This window comes from Sutcliffiella deserti, assembly GCF_020037475.1.
In the GTDB taxonomy this organism is placed as follows: Bacteria; Bacillota; Bacilli; order Bacillales; family Bacillaceae_I; genus Sutcliffiella_A; species Sutcliffiella_A deserti.
This window is the reverse complement of record NZ_JAIQDB010000001.1, coordinates 646418-663081: the sequence shown is the minus strand read 5'-3', so window position 1 is coordinate 663081 and position 16664 is coordinate 646418. Positions and strand designations below refer to the sequence as shown.

The window sequence follows — 16664 nt, the reverse complement described above, 5'->3', positions numbered from 1 at the left end:
AAAGAAATAAAATAAACCTGAATAATCTTTTTAGGAATTACAAACGATATATCTTATCTATTCGAAAGGAGAGGATAAGGATGACTCAATCAAAAAGTCAGCAAGAAAGACAATGGAAAGTTCGAAAGCAATCCCAAAACGAGCATGGCAAGGTAAAGAGCTTCGAACAATTGGCAAACGAAACAGGAAAGAAAACTGAATAAGTTATGATTTACTATTATAAGCATTTTCCTTAAGACAGGAGAGTGCTTTTGTTTTTTTGCTGAAATTATCTTAGTTTCAATCTTTCATACTCCTTGCTATAACCTAAAGCAAAAAGAAGCTGTTTAAGATTTGTATTAATTCGTTCCTTTTCCAGTGATAAGTAGCATTCACTTTGGATAGCTTCTATTGTATGGCGGGTGAATTTCCAAACTGCCTCTTTTCGTTTAACTGGTGAATGATTAGCAATTACTGTAAAGGCATGGATAATAGAAGCGATAACATCAATATCGCTTTTTCCATATCGAACTAATGGAGAAAATCCAAAGTCAAGATAGTCAAAAAAATCAGGAGTTTTTATCATAACTCTAAGATTTCCATTATGATCATTAAAATAAGACTGGTGTCCCTTTAGAGTAGTAAGTTTAGCTAAAAGAGTACTCAGTTGTTCAATGCAATGTACAGCAGTACTGGGATCATTAATTCCAGAAGATAAAGCGCGGACTCCAATTTCCGTTACCTTGCGGATACCAAACTCTATATCTTCTAGAGGGGCACGGGCAACAGAAACATTAATATTTGTCATAATTTCGCGCCTGTCAATAGTTGTATCTGAATGATCATTCCAAACAGATAGTAGAGGAGTATCTTCATTAATATAATCACCTTGCTGCCTCTCTACGCGAATAATACAGTTATGGATACTCGCACTTTTTACGAGTGAGGGGATATTGATGTATTGTACATAGCCTGACATTTCACTCTTAAAAATAATAGGTTCTTTTGTTTCTAAATCGTTACTCTCCCAGTCATCCCATGGAGAATCATGCTCTCGAGTTTCAGATGCATGAAAATTTTCATTCATATATTCTAATATTTCGACAGTGATATTATGTAAAAGATTACTCACCTGAATCCATGTAGTAACATGCTGAATGAAGAAAACGAATACAATTAAACAGAGAATTGCAATAGCCACGGCAAATGCTGGAACAAGAAAAAGCTGTTCTTCTGTTGTTTCTTTTAGCAAAAGCAGTAAGAGAATACAATAGATGAAACCTCCTGTGAATATCCCCAATACTCTTTGTGTCGCATGATCAGTGATGAAGTTCTGAAGAGCACGAGGGGAAAATTCAGACAGATAGGTTGTCAATACCACCAATATAGTAGAAAAAGTAATGGTAGTCATAGTAAGCAGGGAGGAGGCTATGGAACTTAGGATGGTCTGAGATAATGAAATATCAGATAGAAATACAAGTGGTATATGAAATCCATTTTTAGCTGCTGAAAGTAGAAAATAATCAGCGAATAGTGTTATTAAAGCAAGAAGTGTAGCAATAAATCCGTAAAATAATGGAAGATACCAAAAGCTTGTTCTAATCCGTAATAGGGTTACAGATCTTGACAAAAAACGCACGTCCTTTCTTTTTTAGCTATGTTAAAGTTGCGTGTTGCTATCCCAGCGATGATTGGAGTAAAAGGCGGAGACTCCGCAGAAGGGATGCTCGAGCACCGCCCCGTGGATCGCGTAGACTTTTGTTGCAAATTAACAGCGGCATTTATCACAGCCTCTTTTTCTGGAAAGGTAGTAGCTTGTTTTTATAAAATATGTTATAGTAACAAAGTTAAATTTAATAAAGTCTACGTCATCTTGTGGCGATAGGAGAGGTTCTAGCACATACCCTCTATAAAAAACTAAGGACAGAAATTCGACTATATTCCTTAGGATATAGTTTTTTTTATTTCTTCCAATGTTATACGCTAGCCTCTAATTTTAAGGTGGCGTTTTTCTTTTTTACGTCTCAGTTAAAGAAGTATGTGGATAATTACTAAAGCTGATGATTGGAATACAATGCTTATACTGTCGCGGGCTTTTGGTTTGGATGTATCAGCTCCGCTCCAAAGTTCGCCTGAGTCTATAGCAATAATCAACAGTATGTTTAATATAAAAAAACGGTTTAGTTAAGGAGAGATTGTTATGAGTATACGCGAAAAGGCAATGGTTGTATTCAGTGGTGGCCAAGATAGTACAACTTGTCTTGCTTGGGCAATGCGTGAATTTGAAGAGGTTGAAGCGGTAACCTTTCATTATGGTCAGCGTCATGAACTAGAAATTGAATGTGCAAAAAAAATAGCTAGTGACCTTGGTGTTACACATCGTGTACTAGATATGTCGTTACTTGGTCAACTTACCCCCAATGCTCTTACTCGTTCTGATATTGAAATTGAAGAAAAAGAAGGAGAATTACCAAGTACTTTTGTAGACGGAAGAAATCTTTTGTTCCTATCTTTCGCTGCTGTGGCCGCAAAGCAAATTGGCGCAAAGCATATCGTAACTGGTGTATGTGAAACAGATTTTAGCGGCTATCCTGATTGCAGAGATGTGTTTATTAAATCACTGAATGTCACCTTAAACTTATCAATGGATTATCCTTTTGTAATTCATACACCACTAATGTGGCTTAATAAAGCAGAAACATGGAAACTGGCTGATGACTTAGGGTATTTAAATTTTGTTAGAACCAAAACCTTAACCTGTTATAACGGAATAGTAGCGGATGGGTGCGGGGATTGTCCTGCATGTAAATTAAGGAAACGAGGATTAGATGATTACTTAGCGACGAAGGAAAAAGGAGTTGTGTCATAATGATACAGCAAATGTATCCCCAAATTTTCCATGATTATCAATATGAATTAAATAAAGATATGAATATCTCGGCAGCGCACTTTATTCCTTCAGAATCTGCCGGGAAGTGTAAACAGATACATGGACATACTTATTTTGTCAATGTTACCGTTGGCGGTGATGAACTAGACGAAGCAGGCTTTTTGGTGAACTTTAAGGTATTAAAACAACTTTTGCACGATAAATTTGATCATACGATTTTAAATGATCATACCGATGTTTTTAATTCCAATGACCCCAACTTTTTTCCGACAACAGAGGTGGTCGCCAGATTAATGTGGGAAACGATTGAAGCTCATTTAAAGAACTTGCCGAATACTCCGACGTGCTTACAATTATTTGTAAGAGAAACACCAACTAGCTATGTAGTGTATCGTCCTAAGAAAGGAAAGAAAGAGTAGAATGAGTATAAAAAAAATACCTGTCTTGGAAGTTTTCGGCCCAACCGTGCAAGGAGAAGGTATGGTTATTGGCCGCAAAACAATGTTTGTTCGCACCGCTGGCTGTGATTATCAATGTTCGTGGTGTGATTCTGCTTTTACATGGGATGGTAGTTCGAAAGATGACATAGAACTTTTGACTGCTGAGGAAATATGGAGCAGATTGGTAGAATGTGGAGGGAAGTCATTTAACCATGTAACTATTTCCGGCGGTAATCCTGCATTGTTGAAAAATATGGGAGAGCTTGTAAGGCTTTTACACAATAAAAATATTAAAATAGCAGTAGAAACACAAGGAAGTAAATGGCAGGATTGGTTAGTTGAGGTTGATGATTTAACACTATCCCCTAAACCACCGAGTTCCAGCATGAATACTGATTTTTCGATGCTGGACACTTTAATTTCAAAAGTAGAACCTTCCAATACTTCATTGAAGATAGTAGTGTTCAATGAAGAAGATTTAAATTATGCAAAACAGGTTCATCAACGTTATCCACATCTTACCTTTTACATTCAAGTAGGAAATGAAGACACCCAAACAGAGGATAATGAGAACCTTGTAAATAAATTATTAACACAATACGAATGGCTTATAGATAAAGTAATGAAAGATGATGAATTAAATAATGCGCATGTCTTGCCCCAGCTCCATACATTGATATGGGGAAATAAGCGAGGCGTCTAAAAAGGAGTGTAACAAATGTCAGGAAGAAAAGATCATGAGTTAGAAGGGGTAACTCTCCTCGGCAATCAAGGTACTGGATATTTATTTAATTACTCGCCAGATGTATTAGAAACATTTGAAAATAAGCATCCTAACAGAGACTATTTTGTTAAATTCAACTGTCCGGAGTTTACTAGTCTTTGTCCAAAAACAAATCAGCCTGATTTTGCTACTATCTACATTAGTTATATTCCAGGTGAATTAATGGTAGAAAGCAAATCATTAAAGTTGTATCTGTTCAGCTTCCGAAATCACGGTGATTTTCACGAGGACTGCATGAATATTATCATGAATGATTTAATAGAGCTAATGGATCCAAGGTATATAGAAGTATGGGGGAAGTTTACCCCACGCGGTGGCATATCCATTGATCCTTACACAAATTACGGTAAGCCAGGGACCAAGTACGTAGAAATGGCAGATTATCGTTTAATGAACCATGATTTATATCCAGAAAAAATTGATAACCGGTAGTATAAGCTATGCTTTATCCTCGGCTACGGCTGCGGAAAGTGAAGTGCCGGGAACGGAAATAAACGGGCTTTAAGATACAGGTACGAAAAAGATGTAGACAAACTCGAAAATACTTTGAGTTTGTCTACATCTATTTTTAATTTGAGAGATTCACACATTTTTATTAAAATGGTAGAATTGCCCTCGCAGCTTGTCTGTAATTACATAAGATACAATATGTAACTAACAAGGGGGTGAAATATATGGGATGCTGCCGAAATAATGTAGCCGGTATTGACAAGGATTACGACCGTGTAGCCGGAATTTTTGATGAAAATTTCAGAGTCCCGGTACATGCTTCGATTGATGGAAGAGACTTTTGCCAAGCAGTCCGTCGCTGTTTAATCAATGACTTAGTAGCTGGAGCTCAAGATGACCGTCGTCGCAAATGCCACCGTAGAAGCTGGATTTAACCTCTCCTCCTAGTCATTCCACCGATTGTAACCTTCCAAAGAAAATCCTGATTGACGAAAAGTCTTTCGGGATTTTTTTTATAGATGAGGAAGCAAGATGATGGACCCAAAAGAGCGAAGTAGTAAAGCAAGTTGGAATGTCCTAGGTTTATTTAGAGGATTATAGCAATGCAAATCTCACCATTATACTCTATTTTATAGTTTGAGCAGGTTAAGCAATGAACTGGAGTCTAGTGAATGAAAAATATTCTAATAGTTGTAGAAATAGTGGAGATTTGATATAAAGGTAGTATCTAAGCGAAAGGAGAATTTAATGATGAAAAGAGAAAGAACAGCATTAATTCTAGGTGCATCAGGATTAATTGGCGGATATATAACGAAAGAAATTTTGAAAAATTCAGATTATAATAGCTTAACCTCTCTTGTAAGGCGCTCTCCTATAAAAGCACATACAAAACTAAATGAAATAGGTATTGATTTTGATCATTTATCAAACTATCAAGATCATTTTCGCGTAGATGAAGTCTTTATATGTTTAGGAACAACTAGAAAAAAAGCCGGATCCAAAGAGAACTTTAAAAAAGTAGACTATGAATATGTAGTGGAGGCAGCAAAAATCGCAAAGGAGCAAGGAGTTAAAAGAATAGCGATCGTATCCGCTATTGGAGCAAACGCCAATTCTTCTTTTTTTTATAATAAAATTAAAGGACAAATGGAGAATGCTGTTACTCAAATTAATATACCTTCAACCTATTTTTTTCGACCATCATTACTGCTTGGAAAACGTGAGGAGTTTCGTATTGGAGAAAAAACAGGAGAAATACTAGAAAAACTAATACAACCAGCTTTAAGAGGGCATTTACGAAAATATCACTCCATTCATGCATCAACTGTTGCAAAATCAATGGTTTCTTTTATGAGAAATAGTAAAAAAGGGGTACATATCATAGAATCTGACTTAATGCATAAAATTGGTACCCTCTAAAGGGTTACCATGCTAAATATCGTTTTCATTTGTGAAGAGAAGGGAATATACTTTAAAAACTAGGAGTGTAAACTATGTGCCATTATGAAGAATGCAGACGAATTCGTAAATCTGGCCATTTAACCATTCCCAAAATCATTCGCGAGCAATTGGAAATATCTGATGGAGATGTATTAATGATAATGGAAAAACCTTTAGGAGTTGTCATGAAACCAATTGACGACAATCATATTTTTAATGAATCTGTAGTTTCTAATAATGGGAAGGTTAATATACCTGTGGAAATAAGGCGCAACCTGAAAATTAGTGAAGAAACAAACTTTAGTATAAAGTTAGATAAAGAAAGATCTAGCGTCGTACTTGAAATAGTGGAAGAGGAAAACAGATAAAGCATGAAGGCAGGCAGAATGTTTCAAGCTTTGTAAAATTAAAACAAGCTCATCCTAATTACATGGAATGGCAGGTTTAAATACCGCTATTGATTTTTTGCGAGGAAACTGAGGGAGCTAATTGGTAGTTTATATGCGATTAGAGCAGCCAATAAAAAGAAGCTCCTTTTTTGAAAAGAGCCCCTTTTTCAAATATTCTAATATTAATTAACATACTAACGCATTATTTATAACAGGCTGCATTCCTATTCATTGTTCAGTGAGTGTAATTAGAAACTAGAGTTTACAAGTATTAAGACTCTGGGTAATAACAAAAATAAATACTGCGATAATCGAGCAGTGACAATACAGCTGCTTGTTTTTACAACCTTAAACCTTCATTATTTACGTAAGAAGCCAGCGCTTATAACTACTTAATCACTTTATAATTCTTATGATTAACCACAGTCCGTTGTTCTAGCTCCAGATCACGATAATTATTCATGTATGTTAAATCAACGATAACAGAATTCTCGTTAACTTTTTCTACCACACCTTGTAGTCCTTCTTTAAACTCAATGATATTCCCCACCAATGCCTTTTTCATTTTCTCTCTCCTTCTCTGTTTTTTTATATACAAACTTTATTGACAGACTGTGTTAAATATTACTTTAGATATACACGAACTGCTGTAATGTACAAAAATCACTTATGATTTGCCAGAGAGGTCACAAGTATACAGCTTCCTCCCGCAGTAGACTCCAATTTAGAGGAAGAAACGGGATTAACAACTTCATTTAACAGAGTCTATAGATATTAAAAATGTAATTATATACAGTTTGCATTATTTTATTAAAAACGTAAATAGGTTGATTCACTTATTTCGAAATTTTCTTTTAATTGTATGCTTTGTTAAACGCCGCTGTTGATTTCCGCAAAAGGCTACGCGTTCCACGGGGCGGTGCTGGAGCCTCCTCGGCTAGCCTGCGGGGTCGCAAGTATTCCGCTATTTCCCGTTGGAGTCTCCGCCTTTTGCTCCAATCATCGCTGGAGTTAACATCACCATTCAACTTTAACAGAGCCTAATTGTAAAGACTCTTCTTGTTAAAGAATAGTAAACCAATGGTAAATTCATTTTTCATACGATTATTTGAAATATTTCATTGTCACCTCTTACAATAATAGGCATATTATATTTTGAGTTTAATTTTGCAAGTAGTAAAATTACTCTAATTATTTTATTCCTTATCCCCCATTGAATCCCTTCTTCGGTAAAGAAGGGTTTTTTTTCTTTTCAAATTGCCTAATTTCTGAAATAATACGATAGTATAATAAGAGTATATTAAATTTGTTAAATAGAATGAAATGAGGTATACAGAATGAACGAAGAATTAGCTGCTGAGATTTTAAACAAGCTCAAAAGTGGTGATTTAACACAGTATAAAGTGACCAAAGAGGAGTTTATGGCATTTCGTAAAGTTCTTGTGAACCGGGAAGACTTTAAGCATTTCAGAGGCATTGCCAGACACAACGGTGAAGTTATTTATCATTATATGCAAGAAGCACGAAGTTAATATCATATCTTGCTAGCCGGTTGTGGTATTTTCAGAAAAAATTCTTGTATAGATCCTAATCTTACTTTCCTGGAAGTTGGATGAGAATCCATAGGCTCATTAAATTGCAAGAAAAGTAATTATCCTTGGAATTTTAGAATATGTATGAAAATAGTGGTCCTTATGGAGATGGAAGTTACCTGTTAAAAAAGATTTTATTAATAATATAAAGGGGTAATAGCCATGGAATATAAAAAAGAAGATAAACTGACCAACCAATCTATGTACCTATGGAAAAATGAACAAAACTTAACCGTTCAGGGGTTTTTACTATATCCTGAGAATGTACCTGACATACAGTACATAAAAAAGTTGCTTCGTCATATCTATCTGGCAAGAGAAACAATAAAAATAACCATTTGGTTTGAGGGCGATGTTATACAAGTTACAGGTCATATTCAATCATTTCGATATAAAGCAAACAAGATAACCATTAAAGATTCGGATAAAAATATTTACCATATTCGAATTTTTGATGTGATTGAAATTATTAGAAAATCGCATCGATAAAATATAAAAAGAGGCTGCCGCAAAGTGAATTTTGCGGCAGCCTCTTTTTTTTGGATTTTTCACATAGACTGTTGCTTTTAGGTAAGTAGATTAAACTGTTACAACTGTTACTATCTGCTCTTTTCTTAGGCATTTGCGAGTTTCTAAAGAAAATAATGGTCCCTAATCTTTAAGATAAACATCTTTTTTCGATGGATAGAACTGATTGTATATTAAGTGGGATTCTAGGAAAAATAAAAATAGCAAAAATGGAAATGTGAGGAGGATTTAGAATGAAAAATATTTTGAAAAGTATATTTATGTCAAAATCCAAGTCTAAATCCGATTCCGATAAAGTAGAGAACTTAACGGTTCTTGAATTAATTTCTCAGATGAAAAAATCAGTGGATTTCTTAAGCTTTAATTCAGCTACAAATGATGGAAGGAAATCGGTTTGGGTGAATTATTACTACACCTTAATTGATACAGACTTTTTACACCGGGATATACTACAGGCCATCTCCACTAAACCTTGGAACACGATCCAGGAGCTCAAAAATATTCTGCCGGTAGAAGTTGTTACGCTATCTTCAGATTCCGATGAGATAAGAGAAAAGTTGCTCTCAGGATTTATGTTTATTCAACTGCACGAAAAAGACCAGCAAGGATTGCTTGTACGATCTGAGTTTGTTCAAGGCCGAGCCGTTTCTTTACCAGAAGTAGAATTTAGTGTGATAGGGCCAAAAGAATCTTTTGTAGAAAATGTAGACTCCAATATGAATCTAATCCGCAGAAGGTTAAAAACCCCGATGTTGACAGTGGACCAGAAAATAATGGGGACTATATCACAAACGAAAGTCGTTATTTTGTATTTGGAAGGGATAACGAATAAAGACAATGTTGCAACCGTGAAGGAAAGATTGGGTGCTGTCCAATTTGATCATATTAACGATAGTTCATACATAACTCAATTAATATCCGATAACGAACATACTGTTTTCCCTTTACTGTTGGATACGGAAAGGCCGGATCGTGTAGTTTCTGCTTTAACGGAGGGGAAAGTTGTCATCATGGTGGACGGTTCGCCACATGGATTAATTGGTCCTACTACGCTCGTGGAGTTTTTCTCTTCGTTTGAAGATTATTATTTAAGCTACTGGCTGGCATCATTTTTCCGGCTCATACGGTTGTTCGGTGTTGCCTTTTCCATCCTTGTTACACCAGTGTATGTGGCGGTACTATCTTATCACTATGAATTAATTCCTCAGGATTTATTAAGTACTTTAATTTCTTCGAGGAGAGAAGTCCCGCTGCCGCCCATCCTTGAAGCAATCTTTCTTGAATTAACGCTGGAATTATTAAGGGAAGCAGGAGCGCGGCTTCCGACAAAAGTAGGTCAAACTATCGGGATCGTTGGAGGAATTGTAATTGGGACAGCATCGGTTGAAGCGGGGTTAACTAGTAATGTCCTGCTTATTATAGTTGCTTTAGCAGCGCTTGCCTCCTTCACAACTCCCGTTTATAAAATGGGTAACACCATCCGTTTATTACGTTTCCCATTTTTATTATTTGCAGAGTTATGGGGGCTTTTAGGAATTGTATTCTGCTTTTGCATTTTGGCTACACATTTACTAAGGTTAACTTCCTTGAACAGACCCTATTTAGAGCCAATCTACCCGCCAAGAATAGAAGATATGAAAGATGCAATATTCAGGTTGCCATTTTCATTTCAAACAACACGACCTACTCAACTGAGGACGCAGAAAAAGAGAAGATCGTATATGAAAAAGAAAAAAAAGCCAAAAGATATTGATGTGGAGTAAACCATAGGAAGGAGGAAGTCCATTGCAGAAGATACCAAAGCAGTTTCAAGTTTCTCCTTTTTTAGTGTTCTTTTTAATTCATAGTACACAATTTGGGGTAGGGGCATTAGGTTATCAGCGGATTATTGCAATGACTGCCGGTTATGATGCTTGGATGGGCATCATCATCGTTGGGATAGTGACTCATCTTATGATTTACTTTATCTATAAAATATGCGAAAAAAGCGAAGGGGACCTTGCGAGTGCCCACAGGTTAGCCTTTGGAAAGTGGATAGGGAACTTTTTTAACTTGATTTTTGTGCTGTATTTCATCCTTACGACAGTTACAGTACTCCGTACATATATAGAAGTAGTTCAGGTATGGCTGTTTCCGGAATTTAAAACTTGGCTTTTTTCGCTATTTTTTCTTCTTTTAGTTTTCTACATTATTACAGGAGGGTTTAGAATTGTTACTGGTATTGCATTCCTTGGGGTAGTACTACCTTCTTATTTAGCACTTACTCTGATAATCCCTTTGGAGTATGCCAATTTTCGGAATTTACTGCCGATTTTTGACCACCCCATAAAGGATATCCTTTTATCTGGGAAAGATATGACGTTAAGCATGCTAGGTTTTGAAACACTGCTCGTCTTTTATCCTTTTATTAGTAAACCAAATAAATCAAAAAAATGGGCCCATTTAGGAGTGTTTACGACTACGTTCATTTATCTGGCAGTGGCGATCATTACATTCTCATACTTTAGTGAAGGAAAACTGGAAAAAAATATATGGGCAACTTTATCTATTTGGAAAAAGATCGAACTGCCTTTTGTGGCGCGGGTCGAGTATATCGGGATTTCAAACTGGTGTCTGATTATCCTTCCGAATGTTTGCATGTTTCTATGGTGTGCTAGTCGGATGACTAAGCGGGTAATCCCTATAAAACATAAAACGGCACTTATCTATCTCACTATCTTTATTTTTATGATAACGCAAATGTTTGAGGATCGTAAACTTATTAACGAATTAAATAATTATATTGGCCAAGTAGGATTTTATATAGCGTATGTGTATATACCCATCCTATTTCTAATAGTTGTGTTTGCAAGTTGGAGAAAGGAGAAGAAAGAAAATGCCTCAATGTAAATGGCTGGTTATATTATGCTGCTGCCTCCTTTTAACGGGGTGTCTAGAAAAAGAAATCGTGGATGATATTAATATTGAAAGTGCAGAAGGATTTGATTTGGTAGAAGGAGAGAAAGTCAGGGGTACTTTCTTAATCCCGATTTACCAAGCTGATAAATCTATTACAAATAAAACATTTTCTTCGGTTGCAAATATGAATAAAGATCTTCTAGCCAATTTACAAAAAGAATCTTCCGCACCTATTGTAAATGGAAGTCTGCAAGTGGTTATTTTTAATAAAAAACTAGCTGAAAAAGGAATGATGGAACTTATTGATGCTCTGGAGCGGGATTCAAGTATAGGAACTAGTCTTTACTTGGCTGTCCTGGAAGGAGAAGTTAAAAGTGTGTTGGAAAAAGAGTATGGGACAGAGGGAACAGGTCACTATATTATGAATTTAATAAAACATAATGTCCACCGCCGTGATTTGCCTGCCAGCAATTTGCATATTTTCCTTTCAGACCATTACCAAGAAGGAAAAGATCCTAATCTTCCTTATCTAAAGGAAGAAAACGATGATATTGCCATTCAAGGTGCGGTTGTAATAAAAGACAATAAACTTGTTGCCGTGGTTCCAAATGATATGCTATTTTACTTTAAATTGTTAGTAGACAAGCATTCTGGTGGTACACTTTCCATAATGATTCCGGACGAAAATGAACATGTGTCTTTAAAAAGCATCAAGACTGATAGTCAGGTGAAAGTTGAATGGAAAAATGGAGAGCCGCATTTTCACATAGAACTGAAAATGAACGGAACGATTAGGGAATATTCAGGAACAAAGGTAAATGGAAAGCAGATAGAAATATTTCAGAAGGCTTTTGAGGAAGAATTGAAGAAGCAATCATTAGCACTGATAAAATTGTTTCAAGAAAAAAATGTAGACCCTATAGGTTTAGGGTTTGAAGCGAAATCAAGAAAAAGAGGTTTTGACTTAAAAAAATGGGAAAAAACCTACCCTAATGTAGAAGTTAATGTAACTACAGAAGTAACCATTCTTGGTACTGGAATAACAGAATAGGAAAGAATGAAAGGAAGGGTGAATATATTTGAAAAACTCAACAAAAGGGGTTGGAATAGTGGCGCAAAAAATATTGTTGTTTTGTGATCCTGGCATTGATGACTCTTTAGCGATTATTTATGCTTTACTGAACCCATCCATCCAATTAGTGGGAATAGTAACAAGCTATGGGAATGTTAATCAAGAACAGGCAACTCAAAATGTTGCTTACTTATTAGATTTAGCAAATAGGAATAATATCGTATTAATCGGAGGAGCAAAAGGTCCGCTCTCAGGAGAGTATACACCCTTTTATCCGGAGATTCACGGAGAAGAAGGACTTGGTCCGATTAGACCACCTGAAAAAATTCAAGGGGAATTACTAAATTTTGATACTGTTTTTAAAATTATAGAGCAATATGGGGATGATTTACTCATTGTAGATGTGGGAAGAATGACTTCCCTCGCAATCGCTTTTAACCTTGCAGGAGCGGACATTTTAAATACAGTAAAGGGCTTTTACTTAATGGGCGGCGCATTCTTGGTTCCAGGCAATGTTACTCCAGGAGCAGAGGCGAATTTCTATGGAGACCCTATGGCTGCAAAAATTGTGACAGCCAGTGTAGATAATGGAGTCGTATATCCTTTAAATGTAACAAATAAAGCAATCATTCCACCAAATGTAATTGATAAAATAATTGCTACCAATAACAATCCATTTCAGCCTTTAATGAAAGCAATATTCGATTATTACTTTGAGGCCTATAAAAAACTGGTACCAGGAATTCAAGGGAGTCCTTTACATGATGTCCTGACACTATTTGCAATAACGACTCCCCAAGCTTTTAAATATGTGGAAAGAAAAATTTTCATTGGGGAAACGGATGACGCACTAAGAGGGGTAAGCATCGCTGATTTTCGTCCAAAGCCACAAGAAGAACCAGCTGAAAACCAAGTTGCTATAGCTCTTGAGCTTGATTATCAACTATTTTTGGATGATTTTATAAAGGTAATGACAAGTAAACTACCAATTATAGAATAAAAGTTACCCTTGTAAAACTTTTATTTAGATAGTTAGTTATTCATTAGCACTCAAATCTGAACGGTTGCTTTTAGAAGGCGATTAAACGGTGGATTCTTGAGAGAAAACATCCATCTATTATTGCTCTGTTAAAGATGTGTGTTGATGAAAATTAACAGTGGTGTTTCATATCTCTTAACTCTCCATGTTCAAAAGCATTCTGTTATATTTCTGTAGTGAAATTTCAGTAAATTACCTATTCCTTTTATATTAGATTTGGTATGATATTAGTAAGATATATAGATATGCAAGTGATAGAATGAAAGTAGTTCCTATGCCTAAAAGCAAAGTAAGGTAAAAAAAGGAGTAGAAGAATGTCATTTCAGCAATGTATCAACTGCAAGGAAAAAATAACCTATAAAAGAAAGCTCTATTCAATCTTTTTTGGATATCGTCCAATAACATGTGAGTCCTGTGGCACTGTCCATGAGGTAGACGAGCGATATCGCTTTATATTTTCCCTATATACTATTATGATTCCGATAATATTGGTTTATATGGTTACTGGCATGTTTGAGATCGAATCGAGGTTTATACAGGTTTTATTTGTTCTTCTGTTTGCGACAATTGGAGTTTTATATACTGCTAGTCGAATAACCTATCATAAAAGCAAATACCAGCAAAAGCAGTAACAATGTAAAAGGAGTGAAAAAATGCATCCATTCTTATATACGGTTGTATTTATTATAATGATCTACATTCCTGTATTTTATAGAATAAATCGTAATATCCGTAAACTAGAAGACAAAGTGATGGATTTAGAGGCTAAGTGGGAAACCAGAAATGTTATTCCCTTACATAAAAAAAAGTAAAAAAGGAGAGGGCCGCTATTATGTCGGCCCTCTCCTTTTTTATACCAGATTCAATACCAATATTAAGAAAGTAGCAATAATTGCAAGTGAAAGTGCATGAAGAATGAATGAACTGAAAAATTCCCTTGCTACCAATAAATAATGATATTGCCCCCGAGATTTGTTGCGAACAATTCTTCTGCCTCTAGTATCCATTCACTTCACTCCTAAACCAATGAATAAAGTAATAATCCTATTATACAAAATATTCTAACAAATATTAAGTGATTATAGAGAAATTTGTAAAAAAAACTAAATTTATGTACTTAATTGTCTATCGAAGCTAAAAAAAGAGCATATATACTTTATCGGCATAATATTTCCATTGTTAATGTCCTGAAAAATAAAATTAAGAACACGAGACCATTGACATACAAGCTTAAATCAGTGTACCATCTAACTAGAACACTTTGTACTAGTTAACTAATACACTAATAATACACGAGAGGGGGGGATTTTATGCGGAGACCTCTTATCGGTCTATTGAAAAAAGAGTGGATACTTACTAAACAACCTTTCATATTTACAACAATCACTTTCTTGGCAGGATGGATCATCAGCCTTGGATTTTCCTTTTATTATCGCGAACCAACAATAAGTTTAATTGTCTCTATCGTAATTTTAGTACTACACCTTTTATATTTTCCGATTATCCTGATGTTTGGATTGATTGTTGAGGGCAAAACGCAACTATGGTTACATTCCACCCAATCTACTAGATCATTGTTATTAAGTAAAATCGTTACAGGAATATATTTACAAATAATCAGTTTTAGTGTATTTGGTTTTGTCTTTATAAGTATATTTCATATTTTTCCTAGCTTAGATTTTATTCCATACAACTCCATTCTTCTTACCGAAAGCTATAGTTTGAATAAAAGTGGAATCGAATTTGCTTTGAATATCATGTTTTACTGGGCAGTTTATCATGCGATTGGGATGGTTGGATTGCTTGGTAGATTTAAAGTACAAATCTTTTTCTTATTTTTAATCGGTTTTCAATCACTTATTATGTTTCTGGATAACACTACATTAATTAATACGCTATCTCAATTTGGACCCCTACCATGGAATTATGACTATGCTTTGGATTATCTAATAAGAACAGAGGGGGCTTCTACCTTTCACACTAATAATAATCCTTTTACGCTAGGTGCTTTTATAATATTTCTATTCAAATCTTTAGGATGGTTCTTTCTTACAGCATGGCTTCTTGAAAAGGCGGTGGAAGTGAAATGACAAAGTACGACGCAGACAAACCAATTTACTTACAAATTATTGATCGTCTTAGTAGAGAAATTGTCCGGGGGGAACTTAAACCAGGTGATAAGCTGCCATCCGTACGGGAAATGGCCATTCATTCTGGAGTAAACCCCAACACCATTCAACGAACCTACAGCGAAATGGAAAGGATGGAGATTGTGGAATCGAGGAGAGGACAAGGGACTTTTGTTGTGGAAAATGAAAAAAATATTTCCCATCTGAAAGATACGATGGAAGCCAAGGTTGTGGAAAGTTTTGTACAAAGCATGAGGGAAATTGGTGCCTCTGAAATGGAAATTATAAAAAGAGTGGAAAATTTTCTTGCAAGGGGAGACAAGAAGGATGATTAGATTTGAAAATGTCACGAAGCAGTATGGTAAGGAACTGGCTGTTAAGGATGCAAATCTTGTGCTGGAAGCGGGAAAAATAATCGGTTTACTTGGGCCCAATGGTAGCGGAAAATCTACAACGCTTAAATTAATGGCAGGACTAGCAAAGCCTAATAAAGGCAGAGTGACGGTGAATGGGGAAGTGGTAACTAGAAAAATCGCGAAAAATGTTGCATATTTGACAGAATTGGATTTTTATTATGAACCTTTTACTGTTAATGATATGGTCTCTTTTTATGCCTCCCAATTTAGTGATTTTCGTTTAGAAAAAGCGGAAGAACTATTAATCTTTATGAATATTGAACGTGCAAAAAAAATAAAACAATTGTCAAAGGGAAATCGTGGTCGTTTAAAATTGGTTTTAGCCTTAGCAAGGGAAGCGGATTATATTTTATTAGATGAACCATTTTCCGGCTTAGATCCTATGGTACGAAAATCAATTGTAAAGAGCTTATTAACTTACGTGAACTTCGGGCACCAAACACTTATTATTGCAACACACGAAATAGATGAAATTGAACCATTGCTAGATGAAGTGATTTTAATAAAAGATGGAAACTATATAGCTCAAGAAAATGTAGAACAGATCAGGGAAGTGGAAGGTGTGTCTGTTAGTGATTGGATGGTTAAGCATTTTATAGAAAGATAGGAGAGGGATCC

At 35.5% G+C, this 16664-nt stretch carries 22 protein-coding genes and 1 riboswitch; of the genes, 19 read left to right on the top strand and 3 right to left on the bottom strand.

The window, feature by feature from the left end:
• The first annotated feature begins 80 nt into the window (after nucleotides 1–80).
• Complete coding sequence (locus K9B36_RS03205; protein ID WP_223700555.1) at nucleotides 81–203, top strand: DUF6254 family protein; 123 nt, start codon at nucleotides 81–83, stop codon at nucleotides 201–203.
• A 65-nt stretch (nucleotides 204–268) separates the two neighbouring features.
• Here the strand turns inward: K9B36_RS03205 and K9B36_RS03200 are convergent, their stop codons facing one another.
• Entirely contained in the window at nucleotides 269–1609 is a 1341-nt protein-coding gene (locus tag K9B36_RS03200) for a DUF2254 domain-containing protein (RefSeq protein WP_223700554.1), read from the bottom strand.
• A 251-nt stretch (nucleotides 1610–1860) separates the two neighbouring features.
• Nucleotides 1861–1906: riboswitch (PreQ1 riboswitch) on the top strand.
• A gap of 273 nt (nucleotides 1907–2179) precedes the next feature.
• Between K9B36_RS03200 and queC the strand changes: the two genes are divergently transcribed.
• From queC to K9B36_RS03165, 7 genes are all read left to right on the top strand, one after another.
• Complete coding sequence (gene queC, locus K9B36_RS03195) at nucleotides 2180–2848, top strand: 7-cyano-7-deazaguanine synthase QueC (protein ID WP_223700553.1); 669 nt, start codon at nucleotides 2180–2182, stop codon at nucleotides 2846–2848.
• Nucleotides 2848–3288, top strand: a complete 441-nt coding sequence (queD, locus tag K9B36_RS03190) for a 6-carboxytetrahydropterin synthase QueD (RefSeq protein ID WP_223700552.1) — start codon at nucleotides 2848–2850, stop codon at nucleotides 3286–3288. Before queC ends, queD begins: the two co-directional genes overlap by 1 nt.
• 7 nt (nucleotides 3289–3295) lie before the next feature.
• On the top strand, nucleotides 3296–4012 hold the full coding sequence (gene queE / locus K9B36_RS03185; RefSeq protein ID WP_223700986.1) for a 7-carboxy-7-deazaguanine synthase QueE: 717 nt from the start codon (nucleotides 3296–3298) through the stop codon (nucleotides 4010–4012).
• 15 nt (nucleotides 4013–4027) lie between these two features.
• Complete coding sequence (gene queF, locus K9B36_RS03180) at nucleotides 4028–4525, top strand: preQ(1) synthase (protein WP_223700551.1); 498 nt, start codon at nucleotides 4028–4030, stop codon at nucleotides 4523–4525.
• 242 nt (nucleotides 4526–4767) lie between these two features.
• The gene (locus K9B36_RS03175) at nucleotides 4768–4977 is read left to right on the top strand and encodes a hypothetical protein (RefSeq protein ID WP_223700550.1); all 210 of its coding nucleotides are present in this window, start codon (nucleotides 4768–4770) and stop codon (nucleotides 4975–4977) included.
• 313 nt (nucleotides 4978–5290) lie between these two features.
• Complete coding sequence (locus K9B36_RS03170) at nucleotides 5291–5962, top strand: oxidoreductase (RefSeq protein ID WP_223700549.1); 672 nt, start codon at nucleotides 5291–5293, stop codon at nucleotides 5960–5962.
• A 74-nt stretch (nucleotides 5963–6036) separates the two neighbouring features.
• Nucleotides 6037–6351, top strand: a complete 315-nt coding sequence (locus K9B36_RS03165) for an AbrB/MazE/SpoVT family DNA-binding domain-containing protein (protein WP_223700548.1) — start codon at nucleotides 6037–6039, stop codon at nucleotides 6349–6351.
• A 409-nt stretch (nucleotides 6352–6760) separates the two neighbouring features.
• On the opposite strand, the gene K9B36_RS03160 is transcribed toward K9B36_RS03165, so the two are convergent.
• Nucleotides 6761–6937 carry a YkvS family protein gene (locus K9B36_RS03160; protein ID WP_223700547.1) on the bottom strand — a complete coding sequence of 59 codons (177 nt, stop codon included), beginning with the start codon at nucleotides 6935–6937 and terminating at the stop codon, nucleotides 6761–6763.
• Nucleotides 6938–7709: 772 nt separating this feature from the next.
• Between K9B36_RS03160 and K9B36_RS03155 the strand changes: the two genes are divergently transcribed.
• From K9B36_RS03155 to K9B36_RS03120, 8 genes are all read left to right on the top strand, one after another.
• Nucleotides 7710–7904 carry a hypothetical protein gene (locus tag K9B36_RS03155; protein ID WP_223700546.1) on the top strand — a complete coding sequence of 65 codons (195 nt, stop codon included), beginning with the start codon at nucleotides 7710–7712 and terminating at the stop codon, nucleotides 7902–7904.
• A 222-nt stretch (nucleotides 7905–8126) separates the two neighbouring features.
• Complete coding sequence (locus K9B36_RS03150; RefSeq protein WP_223700545.1) at nucleotides 8127–8453, top strand: YolD-like family protein; 327 nt, start codon at nucleotides 8127–8129, stop codon at nucleotides 8451–8453.
• A gap of 272 nt (nucleotides 8454–8725) precedes the next feature.
• A complete protein-coding gene (locus K9B36_RS03145) occupies nucleotides 8726–10255 on the top strand; it encodes a spore germination protein (protein WP_223700544.1) in 1530 nt (509 codons plus the stop codon).
• A 22-nt stretch (nucleotides 10256–10277) separates the two neighbouring features.
• Entirely contained in the window at nucleotides 10278–11381 is a 1104-nt protein-coding gene (locus tag K9B36_RS03140) for a GerAB/ArcD/ProY family transporter (RefSeq protein WP_223700543.1), read from the top strand.
• A complete protein-coding gene (locus K9B36_RS03135) occupies nucleotides 11368–12441 on the top strand; it encodes a Ger(x)C family spore germination protein (protein WP_223700542.1) in 1074 nt (357 codons plus the stop codon). The genes K9B36_RS03140 and K9B36_RS03135 overlap by 14 nt, the downstream gene beginning before the upstream one ends.
• Nucleotides 12442–12469: 28 nt before the next feature.
• The gene (locus tag K9B36_RS03130) at nucleotides 12470–13462 is read left to right on the top strand and encodes a nucleoside hydrolase (RefSeq protein ID WP_223700541.1); all 993 of its coding nucleotides are present in this window, start codon (nucleotides 12470–12472) and stop codon (nucleotides 13460–13462) included.
• A gap of 353 nt (nucleotides 13463–13815) precedes the next feature.
• Complete coding sequence (locus K9B36_RS03125; protein ID WP_223700540.1) at nucleotides 13816–14133, top strand: TIGR04104 family putative zinc finger protein; 318 nt, start codon at nucleotides 13816–13818, stop codon at nucleotides 14131–14133.
• A gap of 21 nt (nucleotides 14134–14154) precedes the next feature.
• On the top strand, nucleotides 14155–14313 hold the full coding sequence (locus K9B36_RS03120) for a hypothetical protein (RefSeq protein WP_223700539.1): 159 nt from the start codon (nucleotides 14155–14157) through the stop codon (nucleotides 14311–14313).
• Between the two features lie 39 nt (nucleotides 14314–14352).
• Here K9B36_RS03120 and K9B36_RS03115 read toward each other — a convergent pair whose 3' ends face one another.
• Nucleotides 14353–14508: a hypothetical protein gene (locus K9B36_RS03115; RefSeq protein WP_223700538.1), complete on the bottom strand. Its 156-nt coding sequence runs from the start codon at nucleotides 14506–14508 to the stop codon at nucleotides 14353–14355.
• 303 nt (nucleotides 14509–14811) lie between these two features.
• On the opposite strand from K9B36_RS03115, the gene K9B36_RS03110 reads away from it, so the two are divergent.
• The 3 genes from K9B36_RS03110 to K9B36_RS03100 are packed head-to-tail and all read left to right on the top strand — an operon-like array spanning nucleotide 14812 to nucleotide 16653.
• Nucleotides 14812–15591: a hypothetical protein gene (locus tag K9B36_RS03110; protein WP_223700537.1), complete on the top strand. Its 780-nt coding sequence runs from the start codon at nucleotides 14812–14814 to the stop codon at nucleotides 15589–15591.
• On the top strand, nucleotides 15588–15965 hold the full coding sequence (locus tag K9B36_RS03105; RefSeq protein ID WP_223700536.1) for a GntR family transcriptional regulator: 378 nt from the start codon (nucleotides 15588–15590) through the stop codon (nucleotides 15963–15965). Before K9B36_RS03110 ends, K9B36_RS03105 begins: the two co-directional genes overlap by 4 nt.
• Nucleotides 15958–16653, top strand: coding sequence for an ABC transporter ATP-binding protein (locus K9B36_RS03100; RefSeq protein ID WP_223700535.1), 696 nt, complete (start codon nucleotides 15958–15960; stop codon nucleotides 16651–16653). Before K9B36_RS03105 ends, K9B36_RS03100 begins: the two co-directional genes overlap by 8 nt.
• The last annotated feature ends 11 nt before the right edge of the window (nucleotides 16654–16664 follow it).